At 65.5% G+C, this 14,834-nt stretch carries 10 protein-coding genes; all 10 read right to left on the bottom strand.

All coding sequences use genetic code 11. The features are described from left to right. Positions 1 to 22: 22 nt before the first annotated feature. The 10 genes from IPU70_RS20245 to IPU70_RS20200 all read right to left on the bottom strand — a co-directional run bounded on the left by IPU70_RS20245 (position 23) and on the right by IPU70_RS20200 (position 14,814). Positions 23 to 949, bottom strand: a complete 927-nt coding sequence (locus IPU70_RS20245; protein ID WP_207469732.1) for a DUF6708 domain-containing protein — start codon at positions 947 to 949, stop codon at positions 23 to 25. 15 nt (positions 950 to 964) lie between these two features. After that, the gene (locus IPU70_RS20240) at positions 965 to 1,876 is read right to left on the bottom strand and encodes a DUF6708 domain-containing protein (RefSeq protein WP_242702605.1); all 912 of its coding nucleotides are present in this window, start codon (positions 1,874 to 1,876) and stop codon (positions 965 to 967) included. A gap of 17 nt (positions 1,877 to 1,893) precedes the next feature. Next, complete coding sequence (locus IPU70_RS20235) at positions 1,894 to 4,530, bottom strand: DUF4064 domain-containing protein (protein ID WP_207469730.1); 2,637 nt, start codon at positions 4,528 to 4,530, stop codon at positions 1,894 to 1,896. Then, positions 4,520 to 5,365 (bottom strand): DUF4123 domain-containing protein, encoded by an 846-nt coding sequence (locus tag IPU70_RS20230; protein ID WP_207469729.1) that lies wholly within the window; start codon positions 5,363 to 5,365, stop codon positions 4,520 to 4,522. The genes IPU70_RS20235 and IPU70_RS20230 overlap by 11 nt, the downstream gene beginning before the upstream one ends. A gap of 17 nt (positions 5,366 to 5,382) precedes the next feature. Beyond that, complete coding sequence (locus IPU70_RS20225) at positions 5,383 to 8,079, bottom strand: type VI secretion system Vgr family protein (protein WP_207469728.1); 2,697 nt, start codon at positions 8,077 to 8,079, stop codon at positions 5,383 to 5,385. A 14-nt stretch (positions 8,080 to 8,093) separates the two neighbouring features. Beyond that, a complete protein-coding gene (tssH, locus tag IPU70_RS20220; RefSeq protein WP_207469720.1) occupies positions 8,094 to 10,793 on the bottom strand; it encodes a type VI secretion system ATPase TssH in 2,700 nt (899 codons plus the stop codon). Between the two features lie 18 nt (positions 10,794 to 10,811). Further along, a complete protein-coding gene (gene tssG, locus IPU70_RS20215) occupies positions 10,812 to 11,903 on the bottom strand; it encodes a type VI secretion system baseplate subunit TssG (RefSeq protein WP_207469718.1) in 1,092 nt (363 codons plus the stop codon). After that, positions 11,867 to 13,705: a type VI secretion system baseplate subunit TssF gene (gene tssF, locus IPU70_RS20210; protein ID WP_207469711.1), complete on the bottom strand. Its 1,839-nt coding sequence runs from the start codon at positions 13,703 to 13,705 to the stop codon at positions 11,867 to 11,869. The genes tssG and tssF overlap by 37 nt, the downstream gene beginning before the upstream one ends. Positions 13,706 to 13,759: 54 nt before the next feature. After that, on the bottom strand, positions 13,760 to 14,248 hold the full coding sequence (gene tssE / locus IPU70_RS20205; protein ID WP_013396288.1) for a type VI secretion system baseplate subunit TssE: 489 nt from the start codon (positions 14,246 to 14,248) through the stop codon (positions 13,760 to 13,762). Between the two features lie 62 nt (positions 14,249 to 14,310). Further along, positions 14,311 to 14,814, bottom strand: coding sequence for a type VI secretion system tube protein Hcp (locus tag IPU70_RS20200; protein WP_006395404.1), 504 nt, complete (start codon positions 14,812 to 14,814; stop codon positions 14,311 to 14,313). Between the last annotated feature and the right edge of the window lie 20 nt (positions 14,815 to 14,834).

Below are 14,834 nucleotides of genomic sequence, written 5' to 3'. Positions count from 1 at the left end.
CGCGCCGCCGCAGGGGCCGCGCCTAGCGCAGATCCTCGGGATTCATCGACGCGTCGCGCACGTACATGTCGCCTGCCTCAGGCTGCAGCGTAGCCTCGATCTCCGGCGGAAACGCCGGGATTTTGCTGGTCTGCATGACTGCCCAGCGCATGATGGCGTGCAGGTAGTTGAAGGGAATCATGATCAGATAGATGAGCGGGATCTGGGCATAATTCGCAAACACGCGCTCCTTGCTTACCGCGAAGCTCTCTCGCTTTCCATCAATGGGCATGCAGTACAAGACCGCGTCCCACACCGCTTGAGGGCCTTCCTCCATATAGCGGCGCAGAAACTCCCAGTGGGAGCGCGCTCCTTCGATCTCGCTGGTCACCATGCTAAAGGCGAACGTCTCTCTAACCGTCACACCGTCCGCATCCAGGATCAATCCACGGATATCCCAATTGTGCCAAGCGAACGGGCCTTTCCCTCGGCCAAGAGTGAAATAGATCTTGTCCCATGGAGCCGTCAGGACCGTTCCGTCCAGCCGGAACACATGCACCTGGCGATGCTTGCGATCCAGAACAATGGGATAGTGGGTCCAACGGAACAGTTCTCTGCAAGCCATCCAACTACCAAAAATCGCTAGCCCTATGCATGAGGCGACCCCGAAGAAAATCGCTTCCCAAAGGCCATTTTCATTGGGAACGTCACCAAACACGAACAATGCCCCGAATGCCAAAGCAGCACCCAGGCCTACCAATGCAATTACGCCGCCCACCAATGCCATGTAGCCGCGCCAGCCATACCAGCGGTCAACCGACACCAAACGATTGGAGTCCATCTTTACGACGCATAACTCGGCCAATAGCGGCGCATCAAGGAGGGTCTTTTGCTTCAGATGATGCTGCCGGTCGAATTCGCTCAGCGGCCGATTGTTGAGAAACTTCGAGGTAAGACCCGTGTAATCCACTCCCGCTCCGTTCGCCTAGCGCAGGTCCTCTGGATTCATCGACGCATCGCGCACGTACTTGTCGCCTGCCTCAGGCTGCAGCGTAGCCTCGATCTCCGGGGGGAACGCTGGGATCTTGCTGGTCTGCATGACCGCCCAGCGCATGATGGCGTGCAAGTAGTTGAACGGCATCATCATCAGATACATGAAGCCCGGACTTTGCGCGTCGTTGGCGAAAACGCGCTCTTTGGAAAAGGCGAAGCTCTCGCGCTTGCCGTCCACCGGCATGCAGTACAGGACCGCGTCCAGCACCGCCTGCGGGCCTTCCTCCATGTAGCGGCGCAGGAACTCCCAGTGCGAATAGGCGTTCTCCACGCGGCTGGTGGCGATGCAGAAGGCGAAGGTCTCCTGCACCGTGACGCCGTCCTCGGCCAGGATCAGGCCGCGTATGTCCCAGTTGAGCCAGCCGAACGTGCCCTTGCCCCGGCCCAGCGTGAAATAGATCTTGTCCCAGGGCGCCGTCAAAACGGTGCCATCCAACCGGAACACATGTACCAGACGGTGCTTGCGATCCAGCGCAATCGGATAGTAGGTCCAGCGGAACATCTCCTTGCACGCGCCCCAGGCGCCAGCCAACCCCAGCGCGGCGAACATCGCCATGCCGAAGAAGATCGCCTCCCAGAGGCCATTCTCATTGGGCACGTTATCCACCACCAGGATCCAGGCCAGCATCAGGATGCCGCCCACGCCAAAGGCCACGCCTATGGCCCCGATCAAGGCGATGAAGCCCCGCCAGCCGTACCAGCGGTCCACCGACAGCAAGCTGTTGGAATTCATCTTCACGACGCAGAGCTGCGCCAGCAGCGGGACGTCGAGACGTTTTTTCTGCAGCAAGCGATGTTCACGGTCGAATTCCGACAATGGACGGTCGTTGGGGAATCTGGACATCAGCCCCGTGAAGTCCATCACGACCCTCCCAGCGCCACGCGCAGGCTGTTCATCTCTTGCTGTACTCCATAGTAATAATCGGTCCCGGACTGGCCCTGCAGCTTGCCCCACAGGCAACGCTTGAGCCAGTCATCAATCTTGTTGCCCTTGAATTTTTCAATCAGTATCGCCACGATGATCAGGAGCACCGCCGCGATCAGCCCCACGACCGTGGCGGACAGGGCGAACGCACCGATCACGACCAGACTGAGGATACCTGAGGCCACATACAGCCCACCCATCAGACCGTTCTTCTCGATCACGAATTGGTCCTTGGCGGACTTGAAGTCGAACACTGCCATGATGACGCCGGTGACGACCCCGATGCGGCCGCCCCAACGCACCAATAGCGAGCCCGTGGTTTCCAGTCCCACGCCCATGCCCAGCCGCATTCCGGCGGCCTGCCGGGACTTGAGCGCCACACCCAGCACGTCGGCCACCGAACCGCCCGCCGATGCGATGCCAACCACGAATTTCCAGCTCGCGTCGCTGCGTTCGTGCGGCATGGCCGACTCCAGGTCGCTCCAGAGTTTGTATACCGCCACCGTCTGGAACAGGCAGCCGACGACACCGACGCGTACGTCCGTATTGATCGCCGTGCGCCAGCGCGACAGCTCCCTGGCTTCGTATTCCTCGACCGTCATGGTCGTCTGCGCGAGGGCACGGGCCCGGTCTCCGGCACGCAAGTCCGACGACACATTGGCTGCGGCATCCCTGTCCACCAGCATGAACCAGCGCTTCTTGTCGGTGCCCTCCAGCTGTTCGCCGCGCACTTCCAAACGCCGTAGCTCATCAGCCACCGCCTGCTCCATCTGCCGCATGTTCACCTGGCTGCCATGCTGGCGCAGGACCTCGCGGATCAACGCGGCGCGGAATGCCTTCTTCCCGCCTTCGACCTCCACGATCGCCACGTTCTGCCGCGCCAGCAGGCCCACGTACATCGCCAGCTTGCGTGCGACGCCGCTATCCACGCCCATCTTGAGCACCTGCACCACCGGCCCCATGAGCTGCTCCAGCAGGCGCGCGGTCTTGTCCATCTGCCCTTCGCTCAGCACCTTGAGTCCGGTCTTGTAGGCCTCGTGCAGATTGCCCCAGGGAATCGCCTTCCAGTCGAGGGCAGCCTCATGCGCCTCGACCACTTTCTTGACCACGAAATCCTGGTTGTGGAACATGGCGCGCAGCAGCAGGTTGCGCGTGTCGTCCGGCTCCCCCTGCAACCAGTCCGTATACTGCTTGAAGCAGATGCGCTTGTCCTGGGTTCCGTCGATGCACAAAGCGAAGACTGTCTGGTAGACCTCGCCGCTGTCCGCGCTGTTGGAGTCGTAGTTGCACTCGAACGAATCCAGCGTTTTCTGGCATGTGATCCACGCGACGTGCGCCTTTGCCAGGGGCACGATGGTCGCCGCGTCGAATTTCGTCAGGCGCTCGTCGAAGCCTTTCTGCCACGCCCTTCGCGCGTTCTCATCGTAGTTTTCGCAATACTTCTTCCAGGCGTCCCAGCGCACCGTTGCGCGCTCCTGCTCGGTCGGATGCCGATAGTTCTCCGCCTCGGCCATACGCTGCTGCTTGTTTTCGGGCATCAACCAGTCCGCCAGTAGCTGGCCTACCGCCAGCCCGCCCGCGCCCGCGCCTCCCGGTCCGGCTCCCATACTCGGGGTCGTCGTACCATAGACCGAGTGGTTGATCGCATCCCGGCCTCGCTGCTCCAGGAAGTCGCTTTCGGCCGACTGCATGATGATTTCGCTCAGCGACTCAATCGACTTCGACACGGTCAGCGGACGCAGGTCCTCCTTGTTCGAGACGAAATCGTCAAAGCGGATCCGCATCAGCCGCGCGATGTCCTGCAGGATGCCGGTACTGTCCGGCAGCGCCAGCATCAGGCCCTTGCCGGGCAGGAACGCCTCTGCGGCGTTCTCGATCATTTCCCCCATCCAGCCCTTCACGTCGTAATAGCCGACGGTGCTCCAACCCAGAAACTGCTGCTTCTGATGTTGATCCAGATCGCGCTTGCGATGCACTTGGTAGTCGGCGGCCGTATCCTTCAGAGTCTTGATGCTCTTGGCATTCGCATGCTTGCCGCTGCTTAGCCAGGCCTGCACATCGAACTTGAACATATGCCGCTCGCGCATGTCGGCGCCCTTCTTGCCCTTGTGCGCCTTGCACACATCCTTGGTCCACTGCACGTCCGAATATGCCAGCCAGACATAGGTCGCCTTTTTGGCGTTCGGAATGGTCAGCAGCGAAGCCTTGGCTTCGTGGTCCATCGTGCAAGTAAAGGTCCGGTCGCAGTCTTGCACCGGCTTGTCGAGGTCGAAGTTGTACAGGGTGGCGTTTTCGTTGACGTAGTAACCCTTCAGCTCAGAGCGCGCTTCGTCATAGACGTACAGATAGCCCGGGCGCAGCAGGCGCACGCCATAGCGCGCGCTGTCGCCCAGGGGCCTCTCGGCCAGCTGCGGCAAGTTCAGGTCGCCGTCCAACGCCGGAAAGGCGCCGTCGTTCTTCAGCACCGCGTAGCGCAGCGGCATGATGGGCAGGCCGATCCGGTGAAACGGGCAATCCTCCCCGCAATCCAGCGACGAGCGCTTCTTCCCGCAGTTCTTTGCATCATCGGCCATCGGGCTCTCCAGTTCGTTCCATATCCGCGCGCACGCTGGACCAATCTTCATCAGACAGATCCTGGACCGCAGCAAGGTAGGGGTAATCATCTTCGGGCCGCATTGCCGCCAGGCAGGCGCGTACCCGCTCGTGGCGGTGGAAGGCCGGGTGCACGTCCAGGCCATGCCGTGCAAACGCCTTGCGTTCCTGCGCCGTCGCCAGGCCCAGCTCCCGGGCCGTGCGGAAATGCGCCATCACTGCCTGGCCCAGGGCGACGCGCCCTGCGGGCTCCAGCGTATCCAGATCTGACAGCACTTCATTCAGGGCCTGCATCTGGGTCAAGGCGAAGGATTGCTCCACGCTCAACTTCGGGCGCGCCGCCGCCTCGGCGTCGGGGCGCGTCACGGTGCACCATGCGCCGTCCAGATGGAACACGAAGCGCTGCACCGGCCCGCAAAGCCAGGCCAGCTGCGCCGGGTCCAGCATCCATGGCAGCTGGACCAACACGCGCGGGTCGAAAAAACGGAAGAAGCACGGTCCCTGGCCCGCGATATCGACGATCATCCGCGACCGCAGATGCGCGGCTACGGCATCGGCGGGCTGATCGGAGTGAAGCAACAGCCCCAGCCAGAGACCCCCGCCATCAAGCAAAGCCTGATTCAGGCTGGCCAGCGCCTGCGCCTTGTCCGCCACTGGCATGGCGGACAGATCCACCAACCGGGGCATGAGGCCCGGCATTTTCCGCAGCGCCGGCGGCACCAGGGCTTCGGCCTGGACGCAGGCCGGCACGCCGGGCGTCCGTTCATCCTGGATGAGGCCAAAGCCATAGGCGTTGAAAGCCTGGTAATCGAGCATGCCGCCGTCCTCCCGCCTCAGCCCAGCGGCACCACGGCGCCGCCGCGTTGGGCCGCGCCGCGCACCCGGGCTTCGCACAAGGGACTGGCTTCGTTGAAGGCCAGATTCGCCTGGCTGCTTTCCGGGCCGACCCAGTTGTGCACGCCGGCCTTCAACTCGACCTTGCCCGGCGCATGCAGTTGAATGCCGCCGCCTTCCACCCGCATGTAAGCGCCGCCCGCCGTTGCCAGCACGCGCTTGGCGGCCTGCACGGTCACGCCGGCCTGCGCCGAGGCGAAGGTCACCGCCTTTTCAGCGGACAGCGTCATCTTGGCGTCCTGGCTGTGCAGGCGCAGCTTGCCGCCGGCCGCATGCAGCATCAGTCCCTGGCCCTGCACCGGGCTGCCGCCGGGCGCCTTGCGTCCCAGTGTGAACAGCACCGCGCCGCCGGCCACGCCCATCGCAAGGTTGGCGCTGCCGACCCAGTTCACGTCTGGCGCCACCTGCGCCAGGGTCGCGCCGGCCACGAGAAATGCGTCGGCCGGCGTGTACTGCCCGATACCGCTGGGCGCGCTCACCTGGAGCTGCGGTTCGCTATAGGCCGCGACGGGCTCGCCTTCGGGCGCGTCCTGTTTCGCATCGATCACCTCCAGCACGTGCTTCAGCGCGTCCTGCGCCGGCAGCGTTTCCGGATCGCCTTCCAGCACGGCCTTCTGGCGCGTTGCCGCCTGCGCCAGTTCCTCGGCCGCGCGCATCGCGTTCTCAATCTGCAGGCCCGCCTCCTCGCTATCCAGCAGCGCGCCCTTGGCGTTCTTGCGCGCGTCCGCGCTGATCAGCAGCCCGGCGCCGCCGCGCAGCGCCACCGCCTCGCGGGTCGACAGTTCCGCGCCGTGGCCCAGGTCCTGCAGCCTTTCGTTGTCGCGCTGCTGCTTGATGTGTCCCAGGTTCAGGCGGCTCTCGGCCTGCGTGGTCGAAGCCGTCAGGCGCGACTGTCCCGGCGTGTCGTCGTGCACCAGTTGGTTGTAGCCGCCGGTGCCCTGCCCGCTGCTGGCGAGCGCCTGCGTCTTGAAGCCGGACATCACCACGTTGTGCGCATGGCCGTCGGCGCCGCCGGCGAACCAGGCGGGCGCGTTGCCGGTAGCGTTGGCGGCGCCGCCCTGCACCTGGTTGTGCGACGCGTCCTCGGCGCCCGCGCCGTTGTAGAGCGCGCCAACCACCACGGGACGGTCGATGTCGCCGTGCAGGAACTCGACCAGCACTTCCTGGCCGACGCGCGGTACGAAGTTGCCGCCCCAGTCGCCGCCCGCCACGGGCTCCGCGACTCGCACCCAGGTGCCCAGCTCATCCTTGGCGGGCGCGTTCTCGTCGCCCGAGGGATGTTCCAGGCGGCTGCTGGAGGCCTTGCCCCGCTGCCAATGGAACTGCACCTTGACGCGATGATCGCGGTCGGTATGCACCGGCGCCTCCGCACCCACCACCAGCGCGGTCTGCGCGCCGTACACGGTGGGCCGGGGATGCAGGCGTTCGCCATGTCCGTCGCGCGTGGCCTTGCGGAATTCAGTATCGATGCCGATGCAGGTAAACGTATTGCAGTAAAAGTCGGCCGCCTCCGGACCGCTCTGGCCCAGCGCCTCGCGCACGGCGCGGCCCAGGTCCTCGTCGAAATTGTTGCGGGCCTCGTGCCGCACGGCAATCGCCACATAGGCCGACCCGCCCTGCTGGTAATGCCCGGTCAGTTCGAAGCGCTGGCCTGGCGCCAGCGTGCGCACCGTGCCCGCGCCCTCGCAGCTGTCCTGGCCCACGCGCAACGCGGCCAGCGCTATATGCGCCAGGCGTTCTCCCTGCGCGCTGTCCTCGTAGGCGTACTGGCCGGGATAGTCGTTGACGACCAGATCCATCGCGCCCTTCGAGACGCCGCCATCGACCTGGGCCGCTACTGGTCTGGCCTGGGCGCTGCGGTAGTCCCAGCTGGCCATGCGCACCGCGTTGGTCTGCCAGCGCGCGCGCCGGCTCCACTGCTGGATGCTGTCCTCGGTCTCCGTGACATCGGCGCGCGCGAAACGCACGCTGGCCTGCGGGCCGGGCTGAAACGCGCCGTTATGGTCGGCGATGATCAGCGTGTGGCTGCCCTCGCCTTCGCCGCCTTCGTGCTCCACCCAGTAGAACAGGCCCTCTTCGGCCAGCAGACGCTCGACGAAGGCATGGTCGGTCTCGCGGTACTGCACGGTCAGGCTCCGCTTGGCGTACGCGGCGCGGTCCTTCACCACCCAGCGCCACTGCGGCGCGAGACCTCCTTGGTCCTTATAGTCGCCAAATATGCTGTCGACGATTTCAAAGACCGTCTTGTCCTGATAGGCAAAGCTGTCGCGGCGCGCGCGCAGAAAAGCGAGCCAGGGCTCCAGCGTCAGCCCGTAGCGCGCCATACCACCGTTGGCGCCCTGGAACTGCGCCGCCGTGATGTAGCCGTTCCAGACGCGCGGCTGGTCGCGGCCCAGCGCGGTCTGCAGGCGCAGGGTCGCCGGCTTGCCCAGCAGTTCGGACAAGGGGATGCCGGCATCGTCGGACAGGGCGGTCAGTTCGAGCCGGAACGCGCCGTCCGACAGGGTTTCCGTGGCGGATAGCGTTTCCGCCACGAGCCGGTTCGCGCCCAACGGCGTACGCAAATCGAGCAGGCGATTGGCCTGGTCGACCGACGCGATCGACATTCGGGAAAGGCCGGTGTTGTCCAAAGGCATGTCAGGCTCCGGCGTCAGGCAAGGCGATAGCGGAATTCGCCGTTCTTGCCGGCAGTCACGCGGATGCGGGCAATGGCCTCCCCTTGTGCCATGCGGCCCAGCACCTGCTCGGCGATCTGCGGCAACAGCGTGCCGTTGAGGATGTGGTCCACATTGCGCGCGCCGGTATCCACCTCGGTGCAACGCGCCAGCACGGCCTCCACCAGCGCCTCGTCCCATTCGAACAGGGCGCGGTGGTTGGCCTGGACCCGCTGCGCGATACGCCCGAGCTTCAGCCCGATGATGCGGGCCAGCGCGTCGTCATCCACCGGGTAATAGGCGATGGTCTTCATGCGGCCCAGGAAGGCGGGCTTGAAGGCCTTGTACAACTGCGGCGTCAACAGTTCCTGCAAGGCCTCGGGGTCGGGCCGCTCTTCGGCGCTCTTGTTCAGGCAAGCCTGCATGATGGCCGACGAGCCGACGTTGGACGTCAGGATGATGAGCGTGTTGCGGAAGTCGATCTCGCGCCCTTCGGCATCATCCATCACGCCCTTGTCGAACACCTGGAAGAACAACTCCAGCACGTCCGGATGGGCCTTCTCGATTTCATCCAGCAGCACCACGCTGTAGGGTTGGCGGCGCACCGCCTCGGTCAGCACGCCACCCTCGCCGTAGCCCACGTAGCCCGGCGGCGAGCCCTTCAGGCCCGATACGCTATGGGCCTCCTGGTACTCGCTCATGTTGATGGTGACCAGCTTGCGTTCGCCGCCGTACAGCACATCCGCCACGGCCAGCGCGGTTTCGGTCTTGCCCACGCCCGAGGGGCCGATGAAGAGGAACACGCCCTTGGGCTTGTTGGGATCTTCCAGGCCGGCGCGCGCGGTGCGCACGCGCTGGGCGATGGCATGCAGCGCATGGTCCTGGCCGATGACGCGCTCGGCCAGCAGGGGCTGCAGTTCCAGCACCGTGCGGATTTCGTCGTTGACCATACGGCCCAGCGGGATGCCGGTCCAGGCCGACACGATCTCGGCGATGACTTGCGCGTCCACGAAGGCGGGCACCAGCGGCGCCTCGCCCTGCAAGGCGCGCAGTTGCTGCTGCAATTCGGCCAGTTGCGCCTGGCCGGGCGTGGCGGCGGGTTCGGCCGCCTTGCCCGAGCGGCGCTTGCCGGCGGGCTCCGGCGCGGCGTCTACGCCCGCCGCCTCCAGTTCCTCGCGCAATGCGTGGATCTGCCTGATCAGTTCGCTCTCCTGCGCCAGCCGCGCTTCCGCGTCCGTCAGCGCGGCGCGCGTGGCGTCCATTTCCAGGTCCAGTTCGCGCAGGCGCGCGGACTGTGCCGCGCCCGCCGCGGCTTCCCGGCGCAAGGCGGCACGCTCGGTCTCCAGGCGCGCCAGGCGGTGGCGCGCGTCGTCGATCAGCGCCGGCGTGGCGCTGCGGCCCAGGGCCACGCGCGCGCAAGCCGTGTCCAGCACGCTGACGGCCTTGTCCGGCAGTTGGCGGCCGCTGATGTAGCGGTGCGACAGGCGCGCCGCGGCGACGATGGCCTCGTCCAGCACGCGCACGCCGAAATGCTGCTCCATCAGCGGCGCCATGCCGCGCAGCATGCTGGCGGCCAGTTCCTCGCTGGGCTCTTCCACCTTGACGACCTGGAAGCGGCGCGCCAGCGCGGCGTCCTTCTCGAAGTACTTCTTGTATTCGCTCCAGGTGGTGGCGGCGATGGTGCGCAGCTCGCCACGCGCCAGCGCCGGCTTGAGCAGGTTGGCCGCATCGTTCTGCCCGGCCTGTCCGCCCGCGCCTATCATGGTGTGGGCTTCGTCGATGAACAGGATGATGGGCGTGGAGCTCTGTTTGACCTCGTCGATCACATTCTTCAGACGGTTTTCGAATTCGCCCTTGACGCTGGCGCCAGCCTGCAGCAAGCCCATGTCCAGCGTGCGCAGCGCGACGCCGGCCAGTGCCGGCGGCACGTCGCCCGCCACGATGCGCAGCGCCAGCCCTTCCACCACCGCAGTCTTGCCCACGCCAGCTTCGCCGGTCAGGATGGGATTGTTCTGGCGGCGGCGGGTCAGGATGTCGATCATCTGGCGGATCTCGGCATCGCGGCCGATCACCGGGTCGATCTTGCCCTCGCGCGCCCTTTCCGTCAGGTTGGCGGTGTACTGGTCCAGCGCCGGCGTCTTGGACAGGCCGGCCGCGGTGGCCGCGCCATCCTGCCCGGCGTCGCCCGCCGGGCTATCGCCCAGCGCCACCGACTGACCCGCCTCTTCGGAGCCCGCCGTCAGCGCGGCGTAGTCATGCTTCAGCTCGTCCAGGCGGAACGATTCGAACAGGCGCGAACCGCGCCGCGCCAACTGGGCCAGATCCGGTTCGGTCAGCAAGGCCAACAACAGATGGCCGGAACGGATGCGGGTGGTCTGCGTGTCCAGCGAGGCGATCAACCAGGCATGCTCGAACAGCCGCGGCAGATGCGGCGAGAACACTGGCGTGCGCGTGTTGCCATTCTTGAAGCCGCGGATCTCGGCGTTCAGGTCCGCTTCCAGCACCGCCGACTCGATGCCGCTGCGCCGCGCCACGATACTGAAATCGCTGGCCGGCTTTTCCAGCAGCGCCAGGAACAGGTGCTCCAGGTCCACCTCGTAGTGCCCCTGGGCCATGCACAGGCTGGCGGCGCGCTCGGCCGCCTGGCGGCAGGTCTGGTTGAGCTTTCCAATCAGGGTCTTCAAGGGTGTGGCCATATTCCAGGTCGTCTAGTCTTAATGAATGGTGTGCAATTCGTAGCTGGCGTCGTCGCGGTCGGACGCCACGGCCTCGGTGCAAAGAAAGGAATTCCAACCCAGGCGCGCGCCGCCGCCTTCGCCCAGCACGCTGCCGCCCACGTCTTCCTTAGCCATCACCAGCCGCACCTCGTACTCGAAGCTCATGCCGCCGAACATGGTCAGGAGCTTCTCCAGCGCCTGGGCGCGCGCGCCGCCGGGCAGGAAGTCCGTGAACGCCTCCTTGGACAAAGGGCCGATCCACAGCCGGATGCGCATGTCGCGCTGCCAGATGCGGTCGCCGGCCATGGCGGAGACGCCCAGCACCGCGCCGGGCATGCCCAGCTGCGTGCGATTCTGCGGCGGTACGTGATACCAGCGCCCGACGAATTGCTCCACCCGCAGCGCCACCTGGAAATAGTCCGCCAGCACGCGTTGCAGATAAGCTGCCGATACCGGCCGCTGGCGCGCCGCCGCGGCGTAGTGCGCCAGCGATTCGTCGAATACCCGGCCCTGTTCCGATTGCAGGCGGTCGCGCAGTGCAGGATGGCCGATGCCTCCCAACGCCAGCAGCAGCGGCAGGTAGTGATGGTCCTGCTCAGTCTCGTGCCGCACGGGCATGCGGTATTTCTTCCAGGCCGCATAGAACAGCGCCGCCGCCCGGTTGGAGAAAATATCGAAGAAGGCGCGCGCACCGCGGTCGCGCCGCGAACTCTCGCGGGTGCTCAGGATCTCGGTGTAATGCAGCGGCATGGCGCCTTGCGCGCCCAGCAGGCCGAAGAACGCCGGCTCGATTTCCACCCGACCCAGGTTGCCTGCCGCCAGCGCCGCCAATCTTGACTCGGTGTCCTCTAGCGCCTGGCCTTGCTTGTCATAGGCCGTCAGCGCCGCGATCTCGCTGGCGGGAAAAGCCAGCGACGACGAATTCAGGAAACGCAGGTGCGTGGGCACGGCATTGCGCGCACGGCTGCCTTCCTGCCGGGCGAACCACGACTCCAGCACCCGCACGGCCTGGAAGAACTTGAAGCGCTGCGGCTCGGCCAGCAGCGATTCGATTACGCTAGGATCGCGTCGCCGTTGCATGGAGCGCACCGTAGGATTTCGTCCGCGCCGCGGCGCGACAGCACGACCAGCTGCACGAAGCTGTTGGCGTGCACGTAAAGGCCGAAGAAGCGGTTGATCACCGCCACGAAGGCATGCAGGCTGGTGCCGACGAAGTTGTCTTCGTTGATCGTCAGCCGGATTTCAATGCCGCGCACGAAGGTCGCGAAGGGCTCGCCAGGCATCCAGTGCGTGGCGGGCTTGTAGTCCAGTCCGACCAGCCCTTCAATCTGGCGCGCCGCCACCGCGGAATGCGACAGGTCATACAGCCGCAGCGTTTCCTTCAGCGCGGGCAGACCGCTATGCACCAGCGACAGATGGTTCAGCGCCAGGTGGGAAATGAGCCGCCAGTGCGCCGCCCGCCCCTGCTGGAAGCGGTGCGTGTGCGTGGGCCGGCGCAGCATGCGGATTTCGCGCGCGATCGAACCGCCTTCCAGGAACAGGTCGCCGCCCGGCTGCCCCACCGCCAGATGCGCGGGCAGGTCGCGGTTGGTGCAGGTCAACTCCAGGCTCAGGGTCTCGGTCTGCGGCAGCGAAGGATCGAAATCGATGTCCACGATGGACAGTTCCATTTCGTAGCCGGGACTGCGCTCGGCCACCATGGAATTGCGCCGCGCGGTCCAGTAATGGCTGGCGCCATCGGGCGTCTCGCCATGATGCAGCGAATAGAAGGGCCGGAACTCCACCACCGAATCGCCCTGCGCGTTCTGCCGTACCTGGCGCACGCGGTCGATCGAATAAATCTCGTAGCCATAGGCGCGGCGCGCGTCCGCCACCACCGGATAGGAGGCCTGCGCATGGGTGACGCGGATGGGGTCGGCGCGCTGCGCGAACAGATTGACGACTGGCGTGCAGCCCAGCCGGAAGTTGTCGGACGAGGCCGATTCCAGCAGACGCGCCGTATTCGAGTCGGCGCGCACGCCCTTCAACGCCAGGTGCAGCGTGATTTCTCGCACCGGACCCGCCGCGCGCCGCAGCGCCGCCAGATCGACGTCGACGAAATTGAATTTCTCGGAGAACGCGAAGTACTCGGCCAGCAGCCGGTAGGCGGGATGCGAGCTGGCCGGGAAGTCGATCAGGGCTTCGTCCTCGGACAGCCCCACCTCTGCCAGCGGCACGTCCTGCATGCGGTTCCAGCGGCCCGGCTGCGTTTCCAGATAGGCCGCAGCCGTGCGCAGGAACAGACAGTCCCGCAGCGCGGCCACGAACGAGGGCTCGCCATGCAAGTAGACGCGCAGGCGGTCCACCGCCAAGTTTGAAAAGTTCTGGGGCTCGGCCAGGCAGGCCAGTGTCAGCGACAGCCGGCCCGTCACCCCTGCCGGCAGGCTGGCCGCCGACGGCGCGTTGGCCGTGGCGGCGAACACCGCCTGGCGGATGCTCACCGGCGCCAGGGTCACGTCGTACGCCGTGCGGAAACGGCACGCCACGCCACGCACGGGATGCGATTTCAGTTCCGTGCCGCGCGCCATGCGCACGGGCGCGGTCAGCTGCGAGCCCATGCCGCCCATATCGAACTGCGCCACCGAGCACGACGGGAACGGGCGCAGGTAGTGCGGATACATCACCTCGAACAGCGCTTCCGTGAACTCCGGATAGTCGTCGTCCAGCTTCTTGTTGATGCGCGCGCCCAGCAGGGCGAACGATTCGATCATCCGCTCGACGTGCGGATCCTCGCAGGTCTCGCCGGACAGCCCGAGCCGCGCGGCGATCTTGGGATAGCGCTGCGCAAAATCGCGCGACGAACCGCGCAGAAAACCCAGTTCGCGTTCGTAGTAAGGCAGCAGTTCTTCCATCTTTCCCTTCTTCGCCGGCGGCATGCCGCCAGCGCCCGCGTGCATGGTTTGTTATCAGGCGGCGGCGGCCGCGGCCTTGGCCCGGCCCTTGCTCACCGAGTACTGCAAGGTCGACGGCTGCAGCGTCGCGTCGAACGTCACTGGCTCGTGGGCAGGCCCCACGTCCAGCATCGCGGTAATCGCGAAATACAGCACCGAGGTCGCGCGGCTGTCCACCTGCAGCAACACCCGCACATGCGTCAGGCGCGGCTCATGGCGGGCGATCGCCTGCTCCAGCGACCGGCAGATGAACTCGCGGTCATAGTGGCTGGCCAGGCTCAGGCCGGAAAAATCCGACAGGCCATAGGTCAGGATGGACCGCTGGCAGTTCGGATAGCGCTTGAGCGAGTCTTCGGTGAAGACCATGCGCGTATTGAGCAGGGCCTCGATGTCGCGCGCGACCGTTTCCTTGATTTCTTCCACCGACAGGCGTCGCAGCGCATGCGGTGTCTGCCCGTCCCCGTCGAACAGCTTGTCGAACAGGCTGGGTTCGAATCCCTTCATCGCGGCCTCATTGAGCAAAGGCGCCGGACCGGCCGGGGCCTTTGCCGTTCATGCGGTCAGGTTCAGACCGAGTACGTCTTGTCGTTCTTGGTGAGGCTCCATGCGCCCTGGGCATTGCCGCCCTGGTTGCCGCCCACCTTCTGCTGCGTGTACTTCCACTGCACCGCGGCGTACTTCAGCGAGAACGATTCGTGCGGCAGGCCTTCGCTGACGACTTCCGGCGCCACGCGCGAGATGATCACGTACTTGAGCTTGATTTCCAGGTACTTGACGCGGTTGCCTTCGCCGTCGGCGCGCAGGAAATCGATGGTCACTTCGTCGAAGGTGGTGCCGCCGGACGCGTGCTGATACAGCAGCGGGCTGACCACGTCCAGGTCCTTGGTGAAGACCATCTCGCCGTGCTCGGTACGCTCGGCGGTATGGCCACCGGAGGTGGAGGCGGTAGCCGAACGCGGCTGGATGATCTCATGGCGCCACGATCCGACTTCGATCCAGTCCGGATGGTCCTTGTCCTGCGACTCGCCCTTGAGTGCGGGATTGCCGAATTTGACGTAGATGTCCTTCATTAATAGCCTCTCCAGTTAAA

It is taken from the genome of Achromobacter sp. SD115 (assembly GCF_017355315.1).
In the GTDB taxonomy this organism is placed as follows: domain Bacteria; phylum Pseudomonadota; class Gammaproteobacteria; order Burkholderiales; family Burkholderiaceae_B; genus Achromobacter; species Achromobacter xylosoxidans_B.
The sequence above is the reverse complement of the archived record's forward strand: the minus strand, read 5'-3'. Positions and strand labels throughout refer to the sequence as shown.

Excerpts from the sequence above, each read along its gene's own strand:
- IPU70_RS20235 (WP_207469730.1), bottom strand. The coding sequence starts at position 4,530 with ATGGCCGATGATGCAAAGAACTGCGGGAAGAAGCGCTCGTCGCTGGAT.
- tssE (WP_013396288.1), bottom strand. The coding sequence starts at position 14,248 with ATGAAGGGATTCGAACCCAGCCTGTTCGACAAGCTGTTCGACGGGGAC.
- IPU70_RS20200 (WP_006395404.1), bottom strand. The coding sequence starts at position 14,814 with ATGAAGGACATCTACGTCAAATTCGGCAATCCCGCACTCAAGGGCGAG.
- IPU70_RS20225 (WP_207469728.1), bottom strand. The coding sequence starts at position 8,079 with ATGCCTTTGGACAACACCGGCCTTTCCCGAATGTCGATCGCGTCGGTC.
- tssF (WP_207469711.1), bottom strand. The coding sequence starts at position 13,705 with ATGGAAGAACTGCTGCCTTACTACGAACGCGAACTGGGTTTTCTGCGC.
- tssH (WP_207469720.1), bottom strand. The coding sequence starts at position 10,793 with ATGGCCACACCCTTGAAGACCCTGATTGGAAAGCTCAACCAGACCTGC.
- IPU70_RS20240 (WP_242702605.1), bottom strand. The coding sequence starts at position 1,876 with ATGTCCAGATTCCCCAACGACCGTCCATTGTCGGAATTCGACCGTGAA.
- IPU70_RS20230 (WP_207469729.1), bottom strand. The coding sequence starts at position 5,365 with ATGCTCGATTACCAGGCTTTCAACGCCTATGGCTTTGGCCTCATCCAG.